This is a genomic window from Rhizobium sp. RU20A (assembly GCF_900155885.1).
Classification (GTDB): domain Bacteria; phylum Pseudomonadota; class Alphaproteobacteria; order Rhizobiales; family Rhizobiaceae; genus RU20A.
The window spans coordinates 83,609-107,893 of record NZ_FTMB01000003.1 but is presented as its reverse complement, the minus strand read 5'-3'; the positions used below and the strand labels follow the sequence as shown (position 1 = coordinate 107,893).

The following is a 24,285-nucleotide window of genomic DNA, read 5'->3' as shown; positions in this document are numbered from 1 at the left end:
GGAAGCGCTTAATTGTTTGCCAACCCTTTGCGCCGCCCGCCGGTTTTGCGCAAACCAGAAGGAATTGAGATGGAAGACCTCGCGCTTCTCGACCGCCGCCGCCTGCGCTCCAGGCTGGCCTTCTGGCGCTTTGCCGCCATCGGCATCGCGCTCGCCGCGATCGCTGGTGCCATCTATTTCGCCGGCAGTGGCAGCCGACAGGCGGTGCCGCATGTCGCCCGTGTCACGATCTCGGGCCTCATCCAGGATGATCGCGACCTGCTGGAGCGGCTTGACACGATCGAGAAGACCGATGCCGTCAAGGCGCTCATCGTCTCCATCTCCTCGCCCGGCGGCACCACCTATGGCGGCGAGGCGATCTACAAGGCGCTGCGCCGCATCTCGGCCAAGAAGCCGGTCGTTGCCGATATCCGCACGCTGGCGGCCTCCGCCGGCTATATGATCGCCATCGGCGCCGATCATATCGTGGCCGGCGAGACCTCGATCACCGGTTCGATCGGCGTCATCTTCCAGTATCCGCAGATCAAGCCGCTACTCGACAAGCTCGGCGTCTCCCTGGAAGAGATCAAATCCGCGCCGCTAAAGGCCGAACCCTCGCCCTTCCACCCCGCCACGCCGGAAGCGCAGGCCATGATTCAGGCGATGATCAACGACAGTTTCGGCTGGTTCGTCGACCGCGTCGCCGAGCGTCGCGGCATGGACCCGGCCGCCGCCCGCCAACTGGCCGACGGCCGAATTCTGACCGGCCGCCAGGCCAAGGCCGCGGGCCTTGTGGATGAACTCGGCGGCGATCCCGAGATCAAGGCCTATCTGGAAACGCGAGAGATCGACGAGGATCTGCCGGTGATTGAGTGGCGTGCGCCATCAACCGGTCTGCCTTTCGGTCTTGGTTCCCTGGCCGATGCGCTGGCCGACCACTTCGGGAGCCAGTTTTTTCAATCTTTTCAGGGGATAGAAAAGCACATGACCGACAAGTTGTTCCTTGACGGTATGGTTTCCGTTTGGCAGGTTGAGCCACGTTAAGAGGAAGCGGAAGGCTGGCAGCTGCCCGAAAGGGTGTCTCGCCGCGTGGTGGGTCAAGCTTCCCTATCGATAGAACCTTTGGAAACGGGCGAGGGGCGACAGTGATCAAGTCGGAACTGGTACAGATCGTTGCGGCACGCAATCCGCATCTCTATCACCGCGACGTCGAAAACATCGTCAATGCCGTCCTCGACGAGATCACCGATGCGCTGTCCGCCGGCAACCGGGTCGAACTGCGCGGCTTCGGCGCCTTTTCCGTCAAGAACCGTCCGTCCCGCTCCGGCCGCAATCCGCGCACCGGCGACAGCGTGTTCGTCGAGGAAAAGTGGGTGCCCTTCTTCAAGACCGGTAAGGAACTGCGCGAGCGCTTGAACCCGGGCATGGCCGACAAGGATGATGATTGAGGCTGGCGGCCGGGCCGAAGAAGGGTCCGGTGCGACACCGTGCCAATAAGCCCCCCTTGTCTTCCGGCGCCATCGCCCTGTTTATGCCGAAGTGACCCGGCAACGCTGACCGGACCGGCCCGGAGGCTTGAGAAGAGACATGATCAGGAAAACCGTCAACATCATCGTGCTCGTGCCGATCGCCATCGTGCTGATCGTGCTCTCCGTCGCCAACCGGCAGGCGGTGACGCTGGCGCTGAACCCCTTCGAGCCGACCGATCCCGTGCTTTCGGCCACGGCGCCCTTCTTCGTCTTCCTGTTTGCCGCCCTCATCCTCGGCATGATCATCGGCTCGATGGCCACCTGGGTCAGTCAGGGCAAGCACCGCAAGCGCGCCCGTGCCGGCGCAACGGATGCTGTGAAGTGGCAGAGCGAGGCCGAGCGCCAGCGCCAGCGCGCCGAAACTGCCGCATCGCAGGCCGTCGTGCCGGTCAAGACTTGAGCCTATTTTCCGGCTCTGGATGCGCAAACGCGCGGCGGGTGTTTCCCATTGTGTGAAAAATGCTCTATGGGCAGCGACCAGACCAGAAACAGTCAGTTGATCGCACGGGAACATCCACGTGAAGGATAGGCAGAAGCGCCCCGCCGGAGCTCCGGCCAGGGGCAAGCCCTCCGGCAAGCCCGGCACGAAAGGGGTCGACAAGCGCCCGTCCGGCGCCGCCAGCGCAAAGGCTTCGTCGCGGACCGAACGCCCGCAGGCGGCGGAGCGCATGGCCGCCGACCGCAAGCGCGGCCCCGAGCAGGCGCTGTCAGCCGCTCCCTCCGGCCAGCCGAAGCGCGAGCGCATGCCGGCCCGCGAGCCGGCGGCCGCGATGGAGGCTGCGCCTCGCTATGTCATGGTGGCCCGAACCGGCGAGAAGCCGGGCGAGCGCGTGCCCCTCATCCTCGAGACCGTCGCCGGCGGCGATTATCACCTGATCGACAGCGGTGATGGTGAGAAGCTGGAGCAATACGGCCCCTACCGCATCGTGCGCCCCGAGGCGCAGGCGCTCTGGCCGCGCGCGTTGCCTGCCTCCGTCTGGGAGAAGGCCGATGCCATCTTCACCGGTGATACGGACGAGGAGGGCATGGGCCGCTGGCGCTTTCCCGGCCTGCCGCTTGGCGAGACCTGGCCGATGCGTCTTCTGGACACCGATTTTCTCGGCCGCTTCACCGCCTTCCGCCATGTCGGCGTCTTTCCCGAGCAGCTCGCCCACTGGCGCTGGCTGGCCGGCGAGGCCGAGAAGGCACGGCGTCCGCTGAAGGTACTGAACCTTTTCGGTTATACCGGCGTCGCCTCGCTGATCGCGGCGCGGGCCGGCTGCGAGGTCACCCATGTCGATGCCTCGAAAAAGGCGATCGGCTGGGCGCGCGAGAACCAGACGATCGGCCGCCTCACCGACCTGCCGATCCGCTGGATCTGCGAGGACGCCATGAAATTCGTGCAGCGCGAGGAGCGCCGCGGCAGCCGCTACGACATCATCCTCACCGACCCGCCGAAATTCGGCCGTGGCCCGAACGGCGAGGTCTGGCACCTCTTCGATCACCTGCCGGCCATGCTCGACACCTGCCGCGCCATTCTCTCGGACGATGCGCGCGGCCTCGTGCTGACGGCCTATTCCATCCGTGCCAGCTTCTATTCGATCCACGAGCTTCTGCGCGAAGTGATGCGCGGACGCGGCGGCGTGGTCGAATCCGGCGAACTCATCATCCGCGAGGCGGGTCTGGATGCGGCAACGCCGGGCCGGGCGCTCTCCACCTCGCTCTTCAGCCGCTGGGTGCCCGCATGACGCAAGACAGACGCAACGACGGACCTTCCAAGGTGGGCACTGGGAAGGTCGGGCAGGTGAAGGACGTCACCAGCCTCGCCAATCCGATCATCAAGGACATCAAGGCGCTTTCACTCAAGAAGCACCGCGACGAGACCGGCACCTTCATGGCCGAAGGGCTGAAGCTCGTGATCGACGCTCTGGACCTCGGCTGGACCATCCGCACGCTGGTCTATGCCAAGAACGTCAAGGGCAAGCCGGCGGTGGAGCAGGCGGCGCTGAAGACCGTGTCGCGCGGCGGGCTCGTGCTCGAAGTCAGCGAAAAGGTCCTGTCCGCCATCACCCGGCGCGACAATCCGCAGATGGTCGTCGGCATCTTCGATCAGCAATACCGTCGCTTGTCGGATATTCGCCCCGCCAGGGACGAGACCTATGTGGCGCTCGACCGGGTGCGCGATCCCGGCAATCTCGGCACGGTGATCCGCACTTCCGATGCGGCCGGCGCTTCCGGCGTCATCCTCGTCGGCGACACGACCGACCCCTTTGCCATGGAAACGGTTCGCGCCACGATGGGCTCGGTCTTCGCCATGCCCGTCAGTCGCGCGACGCCCGAAGAGTTCATCGCCTGGAAGAAGCAGGCCAAGGCAAAGGTCGTCGCCACCCACCTTGCCGGCGCCGTCGACTACCGCACCATCGAGTATAAAGGCGCGCCCGTCGTGCTCCTGATGGGCAACGAACAATCCGGCCTTCCCGACGAACTGGCACGGGAGGCCGATGCGCTCGCCCGCATCCCTCAGGCCGGACGGGCCGATTCGCTGAACCTTGGGATCGCCACCGGCATCATGCTCTTCGAGGCCCGCCGCCATCTCCTGACCCTGGATGCCCGCTGATATGCTGGAAGACACGACTGTCGAAACGGACGCCCCGCGCCCCGCGCTCTTTTCCCGCCCGCTGCCGATCGCGCTCTTCATTTTCGTGGCGGTGGCGCTGGATCAGGTGATCAAGGTCGCGCTGAGCGACATGCTGCCCTTCGAGCAGGCGGTGTCGCTGCTGCCGTTCCTGGCGCTCTATCTCACCCACAATTACGGCGTTGCCTTTTCCATGCTGTCTGGCATGGAAACCGAATTCATCATCGCCCTTCGCCTTGCCGTGGTCGCCTTCGTGCTGTGGCTGTGGAAGAAGACGCCGAAGCATCGCGGCCTTGCCCATCTCGGCTACGCCATGATCATCGCAGGCGCGATCGGCAATCTCATCGACAAGCTGATCTTTGGCTATGTCGTTGATTACGTGCTGTTCCACACCGCGACCTGGTCGTTCGCCGTTTTCAACCTCGCCGACAGCTACATCACGCTCGGCGCGGGCGCGATCATCCTCGACGAAATCCTGCCGCGTCGAAACCCGAAACACGAGAGCCCAAAACACTAAAATCCGAACCTTTGCCGGAAGCCATTCGGAACGTCTGGTGTGATAGGGTCGCACCATGACAAACCCGTCCCGACTTCACGATCGCGTTCGCTTGGCTTTTGCCGCCGCCCGGCCAGAACGGCGCCGGCTCCGGGAGCGACGCGGCAAAACGGCCTTCGGGCCGCCCTCCCTGTATGGTGCCGGCGATGCCGCCGCCATCTGCGCTACCGGCCTCGCCCACGAGCACGCCCCGGCCGGCAACGTGGCGATCGCGGGTGCCGGTCTCCTGTCTTCCGCATTCATTCTCGGCACCGGTCTGGAACAGGGCCTCGGCGCGCTGGCAGCCGGCGTGGCGGCGGCCGGTATCGTCGGTGCGATTGCCCTGCTGCGCCGCCGCAAGCCGGCCGCCTCCGGCCGCAAGGACCTTGCCGAACGGCAGGGCGACCGCCGCTGGGAGCGGCTGGAAACCCGCGAACTTCTCTTCGGCGTCCACGACCAGTTCGGTGATATCGCCATGATCCGGGATCACCTGGGCCGCATTCTTGCCGCCAATGCGGTGGTGCGCCGGCTGGGCGACGACAAGGACCCGATCGGCAGGACCTGCGACGAACTCGGGCTTCTGTTCGAGCCGGCCGAGGGCCACGAGCATTACCGCGTCTGCGCACCCGGCCCTGACGGCATGCGCGTTTATGACTGGCACAACATTCTCCTGCGCGATGCCGAGACCGGCCAGCTGACCATGCATTCCATCGGCCGGGACATGACCCGCGAGGAGCGTGTGATGCGGGTCAATGAAGCGGCGCGGCTGAGCGCCGAGGAGGCCAATCGCGCCAAATCGCAATTGCTCGCCACCGTCAGCCACGACATTCGCACGCCGCTCTCCGGCATTCTGGGCATGAGCAATCTTCTGTCGCAGACCCGCCTGACGCGCGAACAGGCCAACTATCTCGCCGGCATGCAGCAATCGGGCCACGCGCTGGTGCAGCTTGTCGAGGATCTCCTCGATTTTTCCAGCATGGAGGCCGGCCGCTTCGAACTGAGGCCCGGCGATCATGGTCTTCGCGAACTCCTGGAAAGCGTCGTCGAGTTGATGTCGAGCCGCGCCCATGACAAGGGCATTGAGATCGCCTCCACCGTTGCGGTCGACATTCCTGCAAAACTCTCCTTCGATGCTCCGCGCCTGCGCCAGGTGCTCTTCAATGTGATTGGAAATGCCGTGAAATTCACCTCCGCCGGTGGCGTCTTCGTCTCGACCGTCCTTGAGGCCGGCAACGTCGTCATTCGTGTCGAGGACAGCGGCGCAGGCATGACGGAGGCCGAGCTTGCCCGTATCTTCGACGAATTCGAGCAGGCCGGCGCGCCCGACCAGAAGGCTGACGGCACGGGACTCGGGCTTTCGATTTCACGACGCATCATGACCGCCTTCGGCGGCGCGCTCACCGCCGACAGCCGGCCCGGCTGCGGAAGCTGCTTCACCATCCGCTTCCCGCTAACGCCTGCCCGCGAGCCCGTTGACGATCCCCGCACCGGCAGCTTGGCCTCCACGCTTGCGCTGGTTCTTGCCCCCTCCGGCCCCGTGGCGCGGGCGCTCGAAGGCACCATCACGGCGCTCGGCGGCACGGTGGTTCTTGCCGCCACGCTGGCCGAGGCCGAGGCCGCGGTCGCCGCGATCATGGCGACCGGATCCGCACTCACGGATGTGATCGTCGACCATCGCCATGCCCCACAGTTCACGCGGCTTCTCAGCCTTCATCCAGAGCTTGCCGCGCCGCAGCTTCGCAAGACCTATCTGCTCAATCCGGAGGAGCGGCTCGCCCATCCCATCAACCAGGTCGACGGCTATCAGGCGTGGTTGATCCGTCCCTTGCGCGAACGCACGCTGGTCGATGTCCTCCGGGGCCGGATGAAGGGCATCGAAACGCGCGATGCCATCAATGACAATCGGCCCGTCCTGCGCGATGCCGCCAACCCCGCGGTGGCGCCTGAGGTGGCCGTTCCGTCGCCGCGGGCCGCCGGCGAGCGCAGCATCCTGCTGGCCGAGGATGATCCGGTCAATGCCATGCTGGTCCGCTCTGTCGTGGAAAAGGCAGGCTTTGCCGTGCGCGTTGTCGGCAGCTTCCCGGCCGTCACCGCCGCCCTTTATGACGCTGCTGCGCCCGCGCGCCTGCAACCCTCCCTGCTGATCACTGACGTCAACATGCCCGGCGGCGATGCGGTTCGGCTCATCGAGACGATCCGCGCCCAGCCGGATGCGGACGCTGCGGCCCTGCCGATCCTCGTCCTGTCGGCGGATACGAGCGCCGGCACCCGCCTTGCCCTTGCGGCGGCTGGAGCCGACGCGATTCTGGCAAAGCCGGCCGCCCCAGCCGCACTTCTCGCCGAAATCAAGCGTCTCCTGTCTGCTTGATGCACGGTTTGTCGTCGCCTTTTCAATGGGTAAGCCGGTTCCGCGCGTCTTGTCACTTTCATGTCGCAGAATGGTGGTTTATGGCGTCCATTCACAAGCGACGTGGAATGGCGGGATGACGATCGAACTCCTCGAGCATGGGCAGAAACCAGCCGTCACGACGGTGTTGGCGCGGACCGACTTTGCGCGCACCGCTGACGACGTTCTCGGGCGGATCGGAAATCTGGAAACGCGCCTTGCCCGCAGCCGCGAGGAAATCGAGGCATGCCTGTCGGTTCGCTACCGGGTGTTCGTCGAGGAAATGAAGGCCGAGGTGGCGCCCGAGTGCCATCTGCGCCGCCAGGAGACCGATGCTTTCGACGCGATCTGCGACCATCTTCTCGTCATCGACAACGGTATTGACGGCGACATGGAAGACCGCGTCGTCGGCACCTATCGTCTGCTGCGGCAGGAAGTGGCGGCAGCCAAGGGCGGCTTCTACTCCCGCTCCGAGTTCGAGATCGACCAGCTGCTCGCGCGCCACGGCGACAAGCGCTTCATGGAGCTTGGTCGCTCCTGCGTGCTGCCGGCCTACCGGACCCGCCGCACCGTGGAGCTTCTGTGGCAGGGCAACTGGGCCTATGCACTGCGCCATGGCATCGATGCCATGTTCGGCTGCGGCTCCTTCCCGGGCATCGTGCCGGAAGAACACGCGCTGGCCCTGTCCTTCCTGCATCACAATGCACGCGTCCGCGACGAATGGGTGGTGAGCGCGCGCCCCGAGCTTTATCGCCTGATGGACTTGATGCCCGCCGAGGCTATCAATCCGCGCACGGCTTTGTCTGCCCTGCCGCCGCTTATCAAGGGCTATTTGCGGCTGGGTGCGATGATCGGTGACGGCGCTGTGGTTGATGCCGCCTTCAACACCACGGATGTCCTTGTGGTTCTGCCCATCAGCAGCATCGCTGGCCGCTATTTGAATTATTATGGTGCCGATGCAGGACGGTTCGCATAAAAACTTAGATGCCGCATCGCAGCATTCCCGCTTGACTCTGCGTCAAAAAAAGGCATAATCACTTTCAGGTTACTTTTTCATCAAGAATGTTTATTGCATCGACTATTAGTGGTGTCCGGTCCTCCCACGGACGAAAATTCACCGGATAAAGCTGCCGTTTCAGTATTGTTTTCAGAACCCAAAACACCCGCCTCTTTCCGGAGGCGGGTTTTTTGTTTTCCAGCTCGGATGAGCGTGAGCGTTCGACATGGCGCAGGTCGTTGTCGATAGGGCCACGTGCACCCCTCCGGCGACCTGACATCGCCGAAGGCTGAAATGGCCTTGTTGCGCGCGTCCGTGCGGGCCTACGCACCGGCATTGTAGGCCGCAATGGCGGCCATGGTGACGATATCGCTGTCCTTGGCGGCCATGGAGACGATCTGCACCGACTTGTCGAGGCCGACGAGCAGCGGGCCGATCACGGTCGAGCCACCCAGCTCCTGCAGCATCTTCGTGGCGATGGAGGCGGAGTGGAAGGCCGGCATGACCAGCACGTTGGCCGTGCCGGAGAGCCGGCAGAAGGGATATTGCTCCATCAGCTTGCCGTTCAGCGCGACGTCGGCGGCCATTTCCCCGTCATACTCGAAATCCACGCGGCGCTTGTCGAGGATATGCACCGCCTCGCGTACCCGCTCGGAACGTTCGCCCGAGGGATGCCCGAAGGTGGAGTAGGCGAGCATGGCGACGCGCGGCACGTAGCCGAGGCGCTTGGCAAGGCCGGCTGCCTCCTCGGCGATATCGGCCAGTTCCTCTGAGGAGGGCATGTCGTGCACGGCCGTATCGGCCACCAGCACGGTGCGGCCGCGGCACAGCGCGATGGAAACGCCGATGATGCGGTGGCCAGGCTTCGGGTCCAGGCAGCGGCGCACATCCTCGAGCGCCGTAGAATAGTTGCGCGTTACGCCCGTCACCATGCCGTCGACATCGCCGAGCGCCACCATGCAGGCGGCAAAGTGGTTACGGTCGTTGTTGATCAGGCGCTGCGCATCGCGGAAGAGGTAACCATTGCGCTGCAGGCGGGCATAGAGGTAATCCGTATAGGCGCCGATCCTGCGCGAGATGCGCGCATTGACGATCTCGATACCGGGACGGTTGAGGTCGATGCCCTCGCGTTCCGCCGCCTCGCGGATCCGCTCCTCGCGCCCCAGGAGGATGGCCGTGCCGAGCTGCTGGTTGGCGTAGGAGACGGCAGCGCGCATCACGAGCACTTCCTCGCCCTCGGCAAAGACGATGCGCTTCGGCTGCCGGCGCACGCGCTCGAAGATGCGCTGGGTGGTCGACGCGATCGGGTCGCGCCGGGCCGAGAGCTGGCGGGCATAGGCGTCGAGATCCGGTATCGCCTTACGGGCAACGCCCGTTTCCATGGCCGCTTTCGCGACCGCGATCGGAATGGAGGAAATGAGGCGCGGATCGAAGGGGACCGGGATGATATATTGCGGCCCGAAGCGCGGACGGTTTCCCTGGTAGGCGGCGGCGACGTCGTCCGGCACGTCTTCCTTGGCAAGGCTGGCGAGCGCCTGCGCGGCGGCGATCTTCATCGCATCGTTGATCGTCGAGGCGCGCACGTCGAGCGCACCGCGGAAGATGTAGGGAAAACCGAGAACGTTGTTGACCTGGTTCGGATAGTCCGAACGGCCGGTGGCGACGATCGCGTCGTCACGAATGCCCGCCACCTCTTCCGGCGTGATCTCCGGGTCGGGATTGGCCATGGCGAAAATGATCGGCCGCGCCGCCATGGACTGGATCATCTCGGCGGAAAAGGCGCCCTTCTGTGACAGACCGAAGACGACGTCCGCATCGACCAGTGCTTCGGCAAGGGTCCGGTGTTCCGTCTCGACGGCATGGGCCGATTTCCACTGGTTCATGCCCTCGGTGCGGCCCTTGTAGATGACGCCCTTGGTGTCGCAGAGCGTCACGTTCTCCGGCGCAAAGCCCATGGCCTTGATGAGCTCGATGCAGGCGATGGCTGCGGCGCCCGCGCCGTTGCACACGAGCCGCGTCGTCTTGAAGTCGCGGCCGGTCAGCGCCAGCGCATTGATGAGGCCGGCCGCCGCGATGATGGCTGTGCCGTGCTGGTCGTCGTGAAAGACGGGGATGTCCATGAGCTCGCGCAGACGCTGCTCGATGATAAAACAGTCCGGCGCCTTGATATCTTCAAGGTTGATGCCGCCGAAGGACGGCCCGAGATAGCGCACCGCGTTGACGAATTCATCGACATTTTCCGTGTCGACCTCAAGATCGATGGAATCGACGTCGGCAAAGCGCTTGAAGAGCACGGACTTGCCTTCCATGACCGGCTTGGAGGCGAGAGCTCCGAGATTGCCGAGGCCGAGAATGGCGGTGCCGTTGGAGATGACGGCAACCATGTTTCCGCGCGTCGTGTAGTCGTAGGCAGTTGCAGGGTCCGCCGCGATCGCCTTCACGGGCACCGCAACGCCCGGTGAATAGGCGAGCGAAAGATCGCGCTGCGTCGCCATCGCCTTGGTGGGCGTGATCTCCAGCTTGCCCGGCCGTCCCTGGCTGTGGAAGTCGAGGGCTTCCTGTTCCGTCACCGTCGTCGTGGCGCGCTCGCTGCGGGGCTTTGCGGGGATCGTTGGCGCGGGCATGGGGGTCCTCCTCCGTTGTGGGCGGCTTCGGGACGGCCGCTGTTTCCAGTTGTGTTCTATAACCCGCAGCGAATACTGTGCACGCACTTTTTTGACGGAATTCAAGCTCGTGAATGAATTGGGACTGACGCGCGACGAGGTCTTTTCGGCAGCCGAACTCGCGGCCGGGGAAAGCCGTGCCTCCGCCACGCCGATGATGGAACAGTACATCGAGATCAAGGCCAACAACCCGGATTCGCTGCTCTTCTACCGCATGGGCGACTTCTACGAGCTGTTCTTCCAGGATGCGCTGGATGCGTCGCGTGCGTTGGGCATCACGCTCACCCGGCGCGGCCAGCACATGGGCCAGGACATCCCCATGTGCGGCGTTCCTGTGCACGCGGCGGACGACTATCTTCAAAAACTGATTGCGCTCGGCTTCCGCGTCGCGGTCTGCGAGCAGGTGGAAGATCCGGCTGAAGCCAAGAAGCGCGGCTCGAAGTCGGTCGTCAAGCGCGATGTCGTGCGCCTCGTCACCCCCGGCACCATCACCGAAGACAAGCTGCTTTCGCCATCGGAATCCAACTACCTGATGGCGCTCGCCCGCATCCGCGGCGGCTCGGAGCCGGCCTTCGCTCTGGCCTGGATCGATATCTCCACCGGGGTCTTCCGGGTGGCGGAGAGCGGGGAGGGGCGGTTGCTCGCCGACATCCTGCGCATCGAGCCGCGCGAACTGATCCTCGCCGACGCCGTCTTCTATGATCCCGAGATGAAGCCGGTCATGGACGTTCTCGGCCGTGTGGCCGTGCCGCAGCCGGCTGTGCTTTTCGACAGCGCGACGGCCGAGACGCGCGTCGCGCGCTACTACGGCGTCAAGACGCTGGACGGTTTCGGCAGCTTCTCCCGCGCCGAGATCGCCGCCGCCGCCGCCGCCGTGTCCTACATCGAAAAGACGCAGATCGGCGCCCGCCCGCCGCTCGGCACGCCCGAGCGCGAAAGCGTCGCCTCCTCCCTCTTCATCGATCCCGCCACCCGCGCCAATCTCGAGCTGACCCGGACGCTCTCGGGCGAACGCTCGGGCACGCTGATGCGAGCCATCGATCGGACGGTCACGAGTGGCGGCGCCCGGTTGCTCGCCGAACGGCTGATGTCGCCGCTGACGGATCCCGTTGCCATTGCCGAGCGGCTGGACTCCGTCACTGCCCTGCTGTCCGCACCGCTGGTGGCGCAGGATGCGCGCGACTGCCTGCGCCGCGTGCCGGACATGCCGCGCGCCCTTTCGCGCCTGGCGCTCGGTCGCGGAGGCCCGCGCGATCTGGGTGCCCTGAAGGCTGGGCTGGAGGGGGCAGTGCGCATCCGCGACATCCTCGCCCGGATCGACCTGCCGGCCGAGCTTGCCGCCGCCTGCGCCGCGCTCAGCCGCCTGCCGCAGTCGCTCGCCGATCACCTGACGGAGATCCTTGCCGACGAACTTCCGCTGCTGAAACGCGACGGCGGTTTCGTGCGGGAGGGCGCCCGGCCCGAACTCGATGAGTTGAGAGCCCTGCGCGACCAGTCCCGCCGCGTCATTGCCGGATTGCAGCTCTCCTATGCCGAGGAAACCGGCATCCGCTCGCTGAAGATCAAGCACAACAATGTGCTCGGCTATTTCATCGAGGTGACCGCCGGCAATGCCGGGCCGCTGACGGATACCGATGCCGCCAAGGCGCGCTTCATCCACCGTCAGACCATGGCAAACGCCATGCGCTTCACCACGACCGAACTCGCCGACCTCGAAAGCAAGATCGCCAACGCCGCCGACAAGGCGCTCACCCTCGAGCTCGGCCTCTTCGACGAGATGGTCGCCGCCGTCGTGGAGGCGCAGGAGGCGATCAAGGCAGGCGCGTCGGCGCTTGCCGTTATCGATGTTTCGCTCGGTCTTGCCATTCTCGCCGACGAGCAGGATTACCGTCGGCCGGTGGTCGACCGCTCCCGCATGTTCCGCATCGAGGCCGGCCGCCATCCGGTGGTCGAGCAGGCGCTGCGCAAGCAGGCATCCGATGTCTTCGTGGCGAACGGCTGCGATCTCTCGCCGGCTGACGGCGGCGACTTTGGCGCGCTCTGGCTGCTGACCGGCCCCAACATGGGCGGTAAATCGACCTTCCTGCGCCAGAACGCGTTGATCGCCATCATGGCGCAGATGGGCTCCTTCGTGCCGGCGACTGCTGCCCATATCGGCGTCGTCGACCGGCTCTTTTCCCGCGTGGGCGCCTCCGACGACCTCGCCCGCGGCCGCTCCACCTTCATGGTCGAGATGGTCGAGACGGCGGCGATCCTCAACCAGGCGACGGACCGCTCGCTGGTCATCCTCGACGAGATCGGCCGCGGCACGGCGACCTTCGATGGCCTGTCGATTGCTTGGGCGGCGGTGGAGCACCTGCACGAGGTCAACCGCTGCCGCGGCCTCTTCGCCACTCACTTCCACGAGCTGACGGTGCTCTCCGAAAAACTGGCGCGGCTGTCCAATGCCACGCTGAAGGTCAAGGAGTGGGATGGCGAGGTGATCTTCCTGCACGAGGTCGGTCCAGGCTTTGCCGATCGCAGCTATGGCATCCAGGTCGCCCGTCTTGCCGGCCTGCCGGCGGCGGTGGTGACCCGCGCCCGCGACGTGCTGGCCCGGCTGGAGGATGCCGACCGCAAGAATCCGGCAAGCCAGCTCATCGACGATCTCCCGCTCTTCCAGGTGGCCGTGCGCCGCGAGCAGGCTGCAAAAGCCGGGCCCTCGAAGGTCGAGGAGAGCCTGAAAGCGCTCGAACTCGACGACATGACGCCGCGTCAGGCGCTGGACGCGCTCTATGCGCTGAAGAAGCAGCTGTCCTGAAAGGGTCGGCTTCGAAGCCGAAAGAACTTGGCAAGGCCGGCGCTCTATAAGGAAGCCGAACATCGCCGCCGGGGCCGGCGAGCGAATTTTTTCTGTGCAGTGCCGGGCAAAGGGATTATAGCGCATGCAAACGCAGACGCAGCCGCTCGCAGGACGCGACAGACAGGAGCGCGACGGCGACCCGATGGCAACAGACCTTCAAGCCCATATCGAAATCTTCGATCCGGCAGCGCTTCGCGCCAAATGCCGCTTCATAGCGTCCGCCTATGCCGAACAGCGCGATCCCATGCGCCGAGCGCTTCTGGCCGCCTTCAAGGAAGCCAATCTCGCTGGCCGGGCCAAGGCGCGTGAACTGCTCTTCGCCGATGGCAGTGGCCTCGAATGCGCCCGCCGCATTTCCTGGCTGCAGGATCAGTTGATCTCGATCCTGCATGATTTCGTGCTCGCGGAAATCTTCGATGCCGGCCAGACACCCGAGATCATGCGCATCACGGTGGCGGCCGTTGGCGGTTACGGCCGCGGCACGCTGGCGCCGGGTTCCGACATCGATCTGCTCTTCCTGCTGCCGCAGAAGAAGCAGGCCTGGGCGGAGCCCGCCATCGAGTTCATGCTCTACATTCTCTGGGATCTGGGCTTCAAGGTCGGTCATGCCACGCGCACGGTCGAGGAGTGCATTCGCCTGTCGCGCAGCGACATGACGATCCGCACCGCCATTCTCGAATTCCGCTACATCTGCGGCTCCGCCACGCTGGCGGCCGAGCTCGAAACGCGCTTCGACAACGAGATCGTCAAGAATACCGGCCCGGACTTCATCGCCGCCAAGCTCGCCGAGCGGGACGAACGCCACCGCAAGGCCGGCGACACGCGCTATCTGGTCGAACCCAATGTCAAGGAAGGCAAGGGTGGCCTGCGCGACATCCACACGCTGTTCTGGATTGCCAAGTATTTCTACCGCGTCAAGGACAGCGCCGACCTCGTCAAGCTGGGCGTGCTCTCGAAGCAGGAACTGAAGCTCTTCGAAAAATCCGACGATTTCCTGTGGGCCGTGCGCTGCCACATGCACTTCCTGACGGGCAAGGCGGAAGAGCGGCTGTCCTTCGACATCCAGCGCGAGATCGCCGAATGCCTTGGCTATCAGGACCATCCGGGCCTCAGCGCCGTCGAGCGCTTCATGAAGCACTATTTCCTTGTCGCCAAGAATGTTGGCGACCTCACGCGCATCATCTGCGCGGCGCTGGAAGACCAGCAGGCCAAGCAGCAGCCCGGCCTTTCCGGCGTCATCTCCCGCTTTGCAAACCGAAGCCGCAAGATTGCCGGCACAACCGATTTCCTGGATGATGGCGGCCGCATCACCATTGCGAGCCCGGACGTCTTCAAGCGCGACCCGGTGAATCTCCTGCGCCTCTTTCACATCGCCGATATCGCCGGCCTCGAATTTCATCCGGCTGCGCTGAAGCAGGTGACGCGCTCGCTGTCGCTGATCACGCCGCAGCTGCGCGACGACGAGGAGGCGAACCGGCTCTTTCTCTCGATCCTGACGTCGCGGCGCGATCCTGAACTGATCTTGCGCCGCATGAACGAGTCGGGCGTCCTCGCCCGCTTCATTCCCGAATTCGGCAAGATCGTCTCGATGATGCAGTTCAACATGTATCATCACTACACGGTGGACGAGCATCTGCTGCGCACGGTGCGCGTGCTCTCCCGGATCGAGCAGGGCAAGGAAGAGGATGCCCATCCGCTGGCCGGTAAGCTCATGCAGCATATCGAGGATCGCGAGGCGCTCTACGTTGCCGTTCTTCTCCACGACATTGCCAAGGGCCGCCCGGAGGATCACTCGGTCGCAGGCGCCCGCGTTGCCCGCAAGCTTTGCCCGCGCTTCGGCCTGACGCCCAAGCAGACCGAAACGGTCGCCTGGCTCATTCAGGAACACCTGACCATGTCCATGGTCGCCCAGACCCGCGATCTCAACGACCGGAAGACGATCATCGATTTTGCCGAAAAGGTGCAGTCGCTCGAGCGGCTGAAGATGCTGATCGTGCTGACGGTCTGCGACATCCGCGCCGTCGGCCCGGGCGTGTGGAACGGCTGGAAGGGCCAGTTGCTGCGCACGCTCTATTACGAGACCGAGCTCATGATCTCCGGCGGCTTTTCCGAAATGCCGCGCAAGGAGCGGGCACAGCATGCCGCCGGCATGCTCGAGCGCGCCCTGACCGAATGGAGCGACGCCGATCGCGAAATCTACGCCAAGCTTCACTACCAGCCCTATCTGCTGACGGTGCCGCTGGAGGACCAGATCCGTCACGCCGATTTCATTCGCGAGACCGACAGGGCCGGCCGGACGCTCGCCACCATGGTGCGCACCCACCAGTTCCACGGGATCACCGAAATCACGGTTCTTGCGCCCGACCATCCGCGCCTTCTGGCCGTCATCGCCGGCGCCTGCGCGGCAGCGGGCGCCAACATTGTCGATGCGCAGATTTTCACGACCTCGGACGGGCGCGCGCTCGATACCATCCTCGTCAGCCGGGAATTTGCTATCGATGGCGACGAGATGCGCCGTGCCACCAGTGTCGGCCGGTTGATCGAGGAGGTGCTGTCGGGCACCAAGCGCCTGCCGGAAGTGATCGCATCGCGCACCAAGGGCAAGCGTCGCAGCAAGGCCTTTACCGTCACTCCGAGCGTCACGATCTCCAACAGCCTGTCGAACAAGTTCACGGTGATCGAGATGGAGTGCCTGGACAGGCCGGGCCTGCTCTCCGAGGTTACCTCGATGATGTCCGACCTCTCCCTCGACATCGCCTCGGCCCATATCACCACCTTCGGTGAAAAGGTCATCGACACCTTTTATGTCACCGATCTCCTCGGGGAGAAGATCACCAGCGAAAACCGCCAGATGAACATCTCTGCGCGCATCCGTGCCGTCATCGCTGAGGAGGCGGACGAGGCGCGCGAGCGCATGCCCTCCGGCATCATTGCGCCCCCCGTCATTCCCCGCTCCCCGCGTCGTCCGAAGGCCGAGTCATGAGTCTCGTCAAGAAATTCGTCACCGTCGGCGGCGCCACGCTCGGCAGCCGCATCCTTGGCTTCACCCGCGAAACGATGATGGCAGCGGCGCTGGGCACCGGTCCCTATGCCGATGCCTTCTACGCCGCCTTCCGCTTCCCCAATCTCTTCCGGCGCCTCTTCGCCGAGGGCGCTTTCAACGCCGCCTTCGTGCCGCTCTTCGCCAAGGAGATCGAGGCGAACGGGATCGATGGCGCCAAGCGCTTCTCCGAGGAGGTCCTCGGCGTCCTCTTCACGGTGCTCCTCCTCATCACCATCGCCATGGAACTGGCGATGCCATGGATCGTCGCCACCATCATTGCGCCGGGCTTCGTGGGCGATGCCGAGAAGTTCGACGTGACCGTGCAATTGTCCATGGTCATGTTCCCCTATCTCATGTGCATGTCGCTGACGGCGATGTTGTCGGGCATGCTGAACTCGCTGCATCATTATTTTGCTGCCGCAGTCGCGCCCATTTTCCTGAACCTCGTGCTGATCGCGGCACTCGGCTACGGCCTGTGGACCGGGGCCGATCCGCTGACCACGGCCTGGTATCTCTCCTGGGGTGTGCTGGCGGCGGGACTCTTGCAGATGGCCGTGCTCTATGTCGGCGTGCGCCACGCCGGCATGCGCTTCGGCCTCAGCCGCCCGCGCATGACACCCAACGTCAAGCGACTGCTGTGGCTGGCGTTGCCCGCGGCCGTCACCGGCGGCATCACGCAGATCAACCAGGTCATCGGCCAGATGATCGCCTCCACCAAGGACGGCGCCATTGCCGCCCTCCAATATGCCGACCGAGTCTACCAGCTGCCGCTCGGTGTCGTCGGTATCGCCGTTGGCGTCGTGCTCCTGCCGGAGCTGGCACGGGCGCTCAAGGGCGGCCACGAGATCGAGGCACAGAACCTGCAGAACCGCTCGGCCGAGTTCGTGCTGTTCCTGACTCTGCCGGCCGCCGGCGCGCTTTGGGTCATCTCCGACGAGATCGTCCGCGTGCTGTACGAGCGCGGCGCCTTTTCGCCGGAAACGACGTCCGTCGTTGCCGGCATCCTTGCCATCTACGGCCTCGGGCTTCCGGCTTTCGTGATGATCAAGGCGCTCAATCCCGGCTTCTTCGCCCGCGAGGATACGCGCACGCCCATGCGCATCTCCGGCATCTCGGTCGCGATCAACTGCGCGCTTGCCGTCTCGCTCTTCCCCTTCTTTCAGGAGCGCGGCATCGCCACGGCCGAAGCCGTCTCCGGCTGGCTGACGGCCATCATGCTCTTCGTCGTTCTCGTCCGCCGCGGCCACTGGGTCTGGGAAGGCGCCCTCGTCAGCCGCGTCGCGCGTCTTCTCGTCTCGACATTCATCATGGCCGGCGTGCTGGAATATACCTCCCGCCAGATGTCGAGCTGGCTGGATTCCGGGCAGGGGGTGCTGACCCAGCTTGCAGCGCTGGCCATCCTCATCTCCCTCTCGATGATCGTCTATTTCGGTCTCGCCTTCGCCACCGGCGGCGCCGACCTCGGCATGCTCCGGCGCAATATGAAGCGCAAGGGTACGAAGCGCACGGAGAGCATGGAGTAGACGGTCTGCGGTGATCGGCGGGCGGGGCAGAGGGGGGCAATCCAAGCCCGCATGCCATCAGCATCCAAGCACCCCAAAAGCAAAAGGCCCGCCGTTGGCGAGCCCTTTGCAATGTCGATTCTTGCGGCTTACCGCGTCAGGCTGATCACCGTCCCGCCGGGGCCGTCCTCATCGTCATCCTTGTTGTCGACGAAGCGGTAGCCCTCGATCTCGTCGCGCAGGCGGTCGTTCTCGGCGCGCACCGCCTCGATGACCCCGACGAGTTCGGCGAATTTCGTCGCGTGCTGCAGGTCGTTGTTTTCCATCAGCGCCGTGTTCGACTTCAGGGCGCTGTCGAGGCGGGTGTTCTCCTCGCGCGCAATGTCGAGCTCGATTTCGAGCTTGCGGCGCTTTTCGCCCTCGCTCGCCATCTCTTCTTTCATCGCTGCGACCAGTTCGCTCGTGGTGAGCAGCTGGCGGCGCAGGTCCATCACCTCTTCCTTGGAGGAGTTGAGGGTGGAATTGAGCTGCGAGAGTTCGTATTCGCGCTGGCTCTTCTCGCGGCGGACCGAGTTCAGCGTATGTGCCTCGGCCTGGTAACGCATGCGCGATTCCTCGAGCAGGCGTTCCAGCACGCGATAGCGGCCACGCGCCGCTTCCAGCTGGCTTTCCGTCTGGAGGCGGATGTCCTCGCGCTCCTTGATCAACTGGTCGTTCTCGTTCTTCAGCGAACGCGACACCATCGTCTCGCGCTTCAGCTTGGCCACCAGCGAGGCGATCTGATCCTTGGCGGCATTCATGGTGTTGTCGCGTTCGGCCAGCGCCTTCATGGCGGTATCAACGCGTTCCGTCAGGCTCAGCTTGTCGGCCGTCAGGTTGTTGTTGCTCTCGATAAGCTTGGCGGTCTGTTCGCGCAGGCGAACCACCTCGCTCTTGAATTCGGTGACTTCGCGCTCGGAGCGTTCCTTGAGGTCCTGAGCCTTTTCCAGCTCGGCGACCAGGGTCTCCTTGGTGATCTTCAGCTCACGCACCATCGGGTCAAGACGCGACAGGCGTGAATTGAGATCCGCATTGGCAAGGCGAAGATCCGCGACAGAGGCTTCGAGTTCGATGGTCTTCTGGCGCTGGGCGGTGTGGGCGGCAGCCTCGCGCTGCAGGCCATATTCCAGACGCTCCGTTTCGGCCTTCATCGTCTCGATGCGAGCCGTCATTTCCGAGTTGCGCTGGCGCTCCTCGTTGATGTTTTCTTCCAGCTGGCCGCAACGTTCCTTATAGTCCGCCAGGTCGTCGAGCATTTCCTCGAACTGCGGAATGAAGCGCCCGAATGCCTTGGGGATGTCCTGAAGACGTTCCAGGGTGGATTCGAAGTCGATCAGCTTCTGAATGGCGGGATGACTGGAGACCTTTACTTCGCTCTGCTCAGCCTCAATTGTCGCCTGGTCCTGCTTATCATTTTTCATGAAAGCTTTGAGGAACGCAATCGGCTCCATATTTGTCTCCCCGGAAAGAATAGCCAATTCCTAACACAATCGGTCGTATTTTCAAGATTTTTTAATATTCATGCGGTCTTAGTGCAAGTTTCGGGCAATGTAAGCGAAGTGATGCCGACCATTTCTGGGTTGTTTGCGCCTTGGCCGATGTCGCGTCAGGCGCGATTGCGCGAGCGCGCGTTTCGCGTCACCTGCCGACTTCCCCCGCTCTTGATCGCCGCAGCCGCTCGGTGCATAAGCTCGGCCGACTTCGGCGGGGCGACGAAACGTTCCCGTGCGACGGCCCTCCACCAGCCTGAACGGGATCACCATGGCAGAGTTTCAGCCCCTCGTCTTCTCGGGCGTGCAGCCCACCGGCAATCTTCACCTTGGCAACTATCTCGGCGCGATCAGAAAGTTCGTGGCGTTGCAGGATAACAACGACTGCATCTACTGCGTCGTCGACATGCACGCGATCACCGCCCAACTCGTGCATGAGGACATGCGCGGCCAGATCCGTTCGATCGCCGCCGCTTTCATCGCCGCCGGGATCGATCCGAAGAAGCACATCGTCTTCAACCAGTCGGCCGTGCCGCAGCACGCCGAGCTTGCCTGGATCTTCAATTGCGTCGCCCGCATCGGCTGGATGGAGCGCATGACGCAGTTCAAGGATAAGTCCGGCGCCAAGAATGCCGAGCAGGTTTCGCTCGGCCTGCTCGCCTATCCGAGCCTGATGGCCGCCGACATCCTCGTCTACCGCGCCACCCATGTGCCCGTTGGCGACGACCAGAAGCAGCACCTGGAGCTTGCCCGCGACATCGCCATGAAGTTCAACCTGGATTTCACAAGGCAGATCCGCGATGCCGGCACCGGCGTCGACATCAAGGTCGGCGACGAGCCCGTGCACGCCTTCTTCCCGATGGTGGAGCCACTGATCGACGGCCCGGCGCCTCGCGTCATGAGCCTGCGCGACGGCACCAAGAAGATGTCGAAGTCGGACCCATCCGACCTTTCGCGCATCAACCTGATGGACGATGCCGAGCAGATCTCCAGGAAGATCAAAAAGGCTAAGACCGATCCCGACGCCCTGCCGAGCGAGGTCGAGGGCCTGAAGGGCCGGCCGGAAGCCGACAATCTCGTCGGGATCTACGCGGCCCTGTCGGACCGTACAAAGCTCGACGTGCTGAACGAATATGGCGGCCAGCAGTTTTCGGTCTTCAAGCCGGCTTTGATCGACCTTGCCGTGAACGTGCTTTCGCCGATCACCGGCGAGATGCGCCGCCTGATGGATGACACGACCCATATCGACGCGATCCTCAGGGATGGCGGAGAGCGGGCGCGTGCCCGTGCCGAGAAGGTCATGCACGACGTGCGTGACATCGTCGGATTCCTGCAGTAGACGCATCCATCGAACCGGTCGGATCGACACGGCAACAATTCGGCCTTGCGGGCCGGATTGTCCCGTGTAATCTCCCGCCCATGGTTTCACGTCGCCTTTCCCGCCTCGAAGGTCACCGCCGCAAATTCATGGCGGTCATCGATGATACGCCCGAATGCATGCGCGCCGTCCACTATGCCGGCATGCGTGCGAAGAACTCCAATGGCGGCCTCGTGCTGCTCTACGTGATCGCCAACGGTGACTTCCAACACTGGCTGGGCGTCGAGGAGATCATGCGCGCCGAGGCGCGCGAGGAAGCCGAGACGACGCTGGCGAAAATCGCCCAGCAAGTGCGCGAGACGATCGGCATCGAGCCGGAATGCGTGATTCGCGAAGGCAATGCTGCGGAGGAAATCCACGGCCTCATCGAGGAGGACCGCGACATCGCCATTCTCGTTCTCGCCGCAGGTTCCGCCAAGGATGGCCCGGGACCGCTCGTCTCCTCCATCGCAGGCAAGGCCGCGGCGTTCCCGATCCCCGTCACCGTCATCCCGGATGCGCTGACGGACGAGGAAATCGACGCCCTGAGCTGACGGCATCGCATGGCGCCGACCCTTGAAGCAGGGCGTTGAACCGACTATATTTTGGAATAATTCTAAACTTGAGACCGGCTGAGGCTGACGGCCTGCCGGACACGGAGCAAGACCATGTTCATCCAGACCGAAGCCACGCCGAACCCGGCGACCCTGAAATTCCTGCCGGGCAAGGTGGTCATGGAGCAGGGAACGGCCGAGTTCCGCTCGGCCATGGAGGCGGCCGCCGCCTCGCCGCTGGCCGCGCGTCTGTTCGACGTTCCGGGCGTCACCGGTGTGTTCTTCGGCTATGATTTCGTGACCATCACCAAGGATGGCCCGGAATGGCAGCACCTCAAGCCCGCCATCCTCGGCACCATCATGGAGCATTTCATGTCGGGTGCGCCCGTCATGGCGAGCGCCGGTGCCAATCATGAGCAGGCCGACGAGGACGGCGAGTTCTTCGAGGCGGGTGACGAAACCATCGTCGCCACGATCAAGGAGCTGCTTGAAACCCGCGTCCGCCCCGCCGTCGCCCAGGATGGCGGCGACATCACCTTCAAGGGTTTCCGCGATGGAACCGTCTTCCTCAACATGAAGGGCGCCTGCTCCGGCTGCCCGTCCTCCACGGCGACCCTGAAGCACGGCGTGCAGAATCTTCTGCACCACTTCATCCCCGAAGTGCAGGCTGTCGAGGCGGTCTGAGGCGGTAAGGGGCTGGACGGTTCGGGTGTGGTCAGTTCCACCTCCGTCATGCTCGGGCTTGACCCGAGCATCCACGCGGCCCTCCGCAACCGGGGCTGTGGACCCTCGGGTCAGGCCCGAGGATGACGGCAGAGATGTTTTAGCCTTGTATATCAGCACTGCTCCTACCTTCGCCCCAGCATGCTTGGTTGGCCTGATGCGTCTGGGAAATTAGTCGGGTAATGTTCTGTAAGAGCTCCGAGGCCGGAATGGGGTAACTGGCGGAGTAGCTCAGCCCGCGGCCCCCAAGCAACCATGCGTGAACCGACACCAAAACCACACGATTTTTCTTGTCGTTGCAGCGCGATACCGGCTATCCGCACCTGAATCGCGATGCATAAATTGTTGTGTCGCGAAGCGGAACGAGGGGTGCATGCCATGATCGTGCTGGCGCTGGATACGGCGGCAAGCGGCTGCTACGCGGTTGTCTATGACGCTTCGGCGGGACGGGAGCTGGCGCGTGCCGGCGAGGAGATCGGCCGCGGCCATGCCGAGCAACTGATGGGGTTCCTCACCAAAGCGCTCGATCGTGCCGCCCTGCCCCTGTCCGCGATCGACCGCTTCGCCGTCTCCGTCGGCCCCGGATCCTTCACCGGCATTCGCGTCGGCGTCGCGGCTGTCAGGGGCCTCGCGCTTGCCTGCGGCAAGCCGGCGGTCGGCATCACCACCTTCGCCACGCTCGCCGCCATGGCGCAGCGCAGTGACAAGACGCCGGTCATGGTTCTCCTGGATGCCAAGCGTGACGAGGTCTACGGGCAGGCCTTCCACGCGGACGGCAATCCGGACGGCGATGCCTTTCTGTTGCCGGTCGATGAGGCCAGGCGGCGGGCACAAGGCGTCTCCGCCCGCCTGATTGGCACGGCAGGAGCGGCTCTCGGCCTTGATGTCGGGGATCTCGGCCCGGCCGACATCGGGGTCGTGGCAATGCTGGGCGCGCGCGCCGAACCGGGCGAAAAGCCCCGTCCGCTCTATCTGCGCGGCCCGGACGCCAAGCCGCAGCTCGGTTTTGCGCTGGCCCGTGCCTGAAGGACGATCCCGCTCGTGAGCCTCGTCGATTATTTCACCCGCAAGCCCGAATTCGACATCCTCGCGATGGAGGAGGCCGACTGCCAGCCGGCGGCCGTCCTGCATCGCCAGCGTTTTGCCGCGCCCTGGTCCGATGGCGATCTTCACGGCCTGATTGTTCAAGCCCCGGTCTTCGGCCTTGTAGCCCGCCAGTCGAATGCCATCGTAAAGGGCGTCACTGGCGGCTTCGTGCTCTCCCGCGCGGTGCTCGATGAAGCGGAAATCCTGACGATTTGCGTCGATCCTCGCTATGCCCGCACGGGCCTTGGCTGGCGCCTCATGCAGGGCGCCCAGCGGGAGGCCCTGTCGCGCGGCGCGGCCTCCATGTTCCTCGAGGTCGATGAAGCCAACGTGGCTGCGCTTGCGCTCTATCGCAAGCTCGGCTTCGAGAAGGTCGGGGAAAGACGCGGCTATTATCAGGACGCCACCGGCAGGCGGACCGCGGCGCTTGTCATGCGGCGCGATCTTCGCTAGTCCGCTTCCACACCCTCGCCAAATGTGAGCGCCAGAAAGTTGCCACTGATGACGGAACCGGAAACATCGCTGGAGGACCTGTGCGTCGCGCGCGGCATGCGCATGACCGAGCAACGCCGCATCATCGCGCGCGTGCTTGAAGGCTCGGCCGATCATCCGGATGTCGAGGAACTCTACCGCCGCGCCGTAAAGGTCGACGCCCGCATCTCGATTTCGACCGTCTACCGCACCGTGAAGCTGTTCGAGGATGCCGGCATCATCGAGCGCCACGATTTCCGCGATGGCCGCTCGCGCTACGAGACGGTGCCGGAAGAGCATCACGATCACCTGATCGACCTCAAGACGGGCGTCGTCATCGAATTCCACTCGCCGGAAATCGAAGCGTTGCAGGAGCGGATCGCGCGCGAGCACGGCTTCCGCCTCGTCGACCACCGGCTGGAGCTTTATGGCGTGCCATTGAAGAAGGACGAGGCGTGAGCATGGGCCAAATGCC

The 24,285-nt window shown here is 64.2% G+C and carries 19 protein-coding genes; 17 read left to right on the top strand and 2 right to left on the bottom strand.

Going from position 1 to position 24,285, the window contains the following annotated elements; all coding sequences use genetic code 11:
- Positions 1 to 69: 69 nt before the first annotated feature.
- From sppA to F3H41_RS10935, 8 genes are all read left to right on the top strand, one after another.
- A complete protein-coding gene (sppA, locus tag F3H41_RS10970; RefSeq protein WP_149738716.1) occupies positions 70 to 1,023 on the top strand; it encodes a signal peptide peptidase SppA in 954 nt (317 codons plus the stop codon).
- Between the two features lie 101 nt (positions 1,024 to 1,124).
- On the top strand, positions 1,125 to 1,427 hold the full coding sequence (locus F3H41_RS10965) for an integration host factor subunit beta (protein WP_149738715.1): 303 nt from the start codon (positions 1,125 to 1,127) through the stop codon (positions 1,425 to 1,427).
- 139 nt (positions 1,428 to 1,566) lie between these two features.
- Complete coding sequence (locus tag F3H41_RS10960) at positions 1,567 to 1,908, top strand: DUF1049 domain-containing protein (protein ID WP_149738714.1); 342 nt, start codon at positions 1,567 to 1,569, stop codon at positions 1,906 to 1,908.
- A 118-nt stretch (positions 1,909 to 2,026) separates the two neighbouring features.
- Complete coding sequence (locus F3H41_RS10955; RefSeq protein ID WP_188129428.1) at positions 2,027 to 3,235, top strand: class I SAM-dependent rRNA methyltransferase; 1,209 nt, start codon at positions 2,027 to 2,029, stop codon at positions 3,233 to 3,235.
- Positions 3,232 to 4,104 carry an RNA methyltransferase gene (locus F3H41_RS10950; RefSeq protein WP_149738713.1) on the top strand — a complete coding sequence of 291 codons (873 nt, stop codon included), beginning with the start codon at positions 3,232 to 3,234 and terminating at the stop codon, positions 4,102 to 4,104. The genes F3H41_RS10955 and F3H41_RS10950 overlap by 4 nt, the downstream gene beginning before the upstream one ends.
- A gap of 1 nt (position 4,105) precedes the next feature.
- The gene (lspA, locus tag F3H41_RS10945; RefSeq protein ID WP_149738712.1) at positions 4,106 to 4,639 is read left to right on the top strand and encodes a signal peptidase II; all 534 of its coding nucleotides are present in this window, start codon (positions 4,106 to 4,108) and stop codon (positions 4,637 to 4,639) included.
- 55 nt (positions 4,640 to 4,694) lie between these two features.
- Complete coding sequence (locus tag F3H41_RS10940; RefSeq protein ID WP_149738711.1) at positions 4,695 to 7,025, top strand: ATP-binding protein; 2,331 nt, start codon at positions 4,695 to 4,697, stop codon at positions 7,023 to 7,025.
- Positions 7,026 to 7,140: 115 nt separating this feature from the next.
- The gene (locus F3H41_RS10935; protein ID WP_149738710.1) at positions 7,141 to 8,019 is read left to right on the top strand and encodes a GNAT family N-acetyltransferase; all 879 of its coding nucleotides are present in this window, start codon (positions 7,141 to 7,143) and stop codon (positions 8,017 to 8,019) included.
- Between the two features lie 344 nt (positions 8,020 to 8,363).
- Here the strand turns inward: F3H41_RS10935 and F3H41_RS10930 are convergent, their stop codons facing one another.
- Positions 8,364 to 10,649 carry an NADP-dependent malic enzyme gene (locus tag F3H41_RS10930; RefSeq protein WP_149738928.1) on the bottom strand — a complete coding sequence of 762 codons (2,286 nt, stop codon included), beginning with the start codon at positions 10,647 to 10,649 and terminating at the stop codon, positions 8,364 to 8,366.
- 124 nt (positions 10,650 to 10,773) lie between these two features.
- On the opposite strand from F3H41_RS10930, the gene mutS reads away from it, so the two are divergent.
- The 3 genes from mutS (at position 10,774) to murJ (ending at position 18,111) form a co-directional block, all read left to right on the top strand.
- Positions 10,774 to 13,503 carry a DNA mismatch repair protein MutS gene (gene mutS / locus F3H41_RS10925; protein ID WP_244616167.1) on the top strand — a complete coding sequence of 910 codons (2,730 nt, stop codon included), beginning with the start codon at positions 10,774 to 10,776 and terminating at the stop codon, positions 13,501 to 13,503.
- Between the two features lie 184 nt (positions 13,504 to 13,687).
- The gene (locus tag F3H41_RS10920; protein WP_149738927.1) at positions 13,688 to 16,528 is read left to right on the top strand and encodes a [protein-PII] uridylyltransferase; all 2,841 of its coding nucleotides are present in this window, start codon (positions 13,688 to 13,690) and stop codon (positions 16,526 to 16,528) included.
- Positions 16,525 to 18,111, top strand: coding sequence for a murein biosynthesis integral membrane protein MurJ (murJ, locus tag F3H41_RS10915; RefSeq protein ID WP_149738708.1), 1,587 nt, complete (start codon positions 16,525 to 16,527; stop codon positions 18,109 to 18,111). The genes F3H41_RS10920 and murJ overlap by 4 nt, the downstream gene beginning before the upstream one ends.
- Positions 18,112 to 18,239: 128 nt before the next feature.
- On the opposite strand, the gene F3H41_RS10910 is transcribed toward murJ, so the two are convergent.
- The gene (locus F3H41_RS10910; protein ID WP_149738707.1) at positions 18,240 to 19,550 is read right to left on the bottom strand and encodes a hypothetical protein; all 1,311 of its coding nucleotides are present in this window, start codon (positions 19,548 to 19,550) and stop codon (positions 18,240 to 18,242) included.
- A 340-nt stretch (positions 19,551 to 19,890) separates the two neighbouring features.
- Here F3H41_RS10910 and trpS point away from each other — a divergent pair, with 340 nt between their 5' ends.
- From trpS to F3H41_RS10880, 6 genes are all read left to right on the top strand, one after another.
- Complete coding sequence (trpS, locus tag F3H41_RS10905; RefSeq protein ID WP_149738706.1) at positions 19,891 to 20,958, top strand: tryptophan--tRNA ligase; 1,068 nt, start codon at positions 19,891 to 19,893, stop codon at positions 20,956 to 20,958.
- Positions 20,959 to 21,038: 80 nt separating this feature from the next.
- Positions 21,039 to 21,530, top strand: a complete 492-nt coding sequence (locus F3H41_RS10900; RefSeq protein WP_149738705.1) for a universal stress protein — start codon at positions 21,039 to 21,041, stop codon at positions 21,528 to 21,530.
- Positions 21,531 to 21,644: 114 nt separating this feature from the next.
- On the top strand, positions 21,645 to 22,214 hold the full coding sequence (locus F3H41_RS10895; protein WP_149738704.1) for a NifU family protein: 570 nt from the start codon (positions 21,645 to 21,647) through the stop codon (positions 22,212 to 22,214).
- Between the two features lie 417 nt (positions 22,215 to 22,631).
- The gene (tsaB, locus tag F3H41_RS10890; protein WP_149738926.1) at positions 22,632 to 23,279 is read left to right on the top strand and encodes a tRNA (adenosine(37)-N6)-threonylcarbamoyltransferase complex dimerization subunit type 1 TsaB; all 648 of its coding nucleotides are present in this window, start codon (positions 22,632 to 22,634) and stop codon (positions 23,277 to 23,279) included.
- Positions 23,280 to 23,294: 15 nt separating this feature from the next.
- Entirely contained in the window at positions 23,295 to 23,792 is a 498-nt protein-coding gene (locus tag F3H41_RS10885; RefSeq protein WP_149738703.1) for a GNAT family N-acetyltransferase, read from the top strand.
- Positions 23,793 to 23,840: 48 nt separating this feature from the next.
- Positions 23,841 to 24,269: a Fur family transcriptional regulator gene (locus F3H41_RS10880; RefSeq protein WP_149738702.1), complete on the top strand. Its 429-nt coding sequence runs from the start codon at positions 23,841 to 23,843 to the stop codon at positions 24,267 to 24,269.
- Positions 24,270 to 24,285 lie beyond the last annotated feature (16 nt).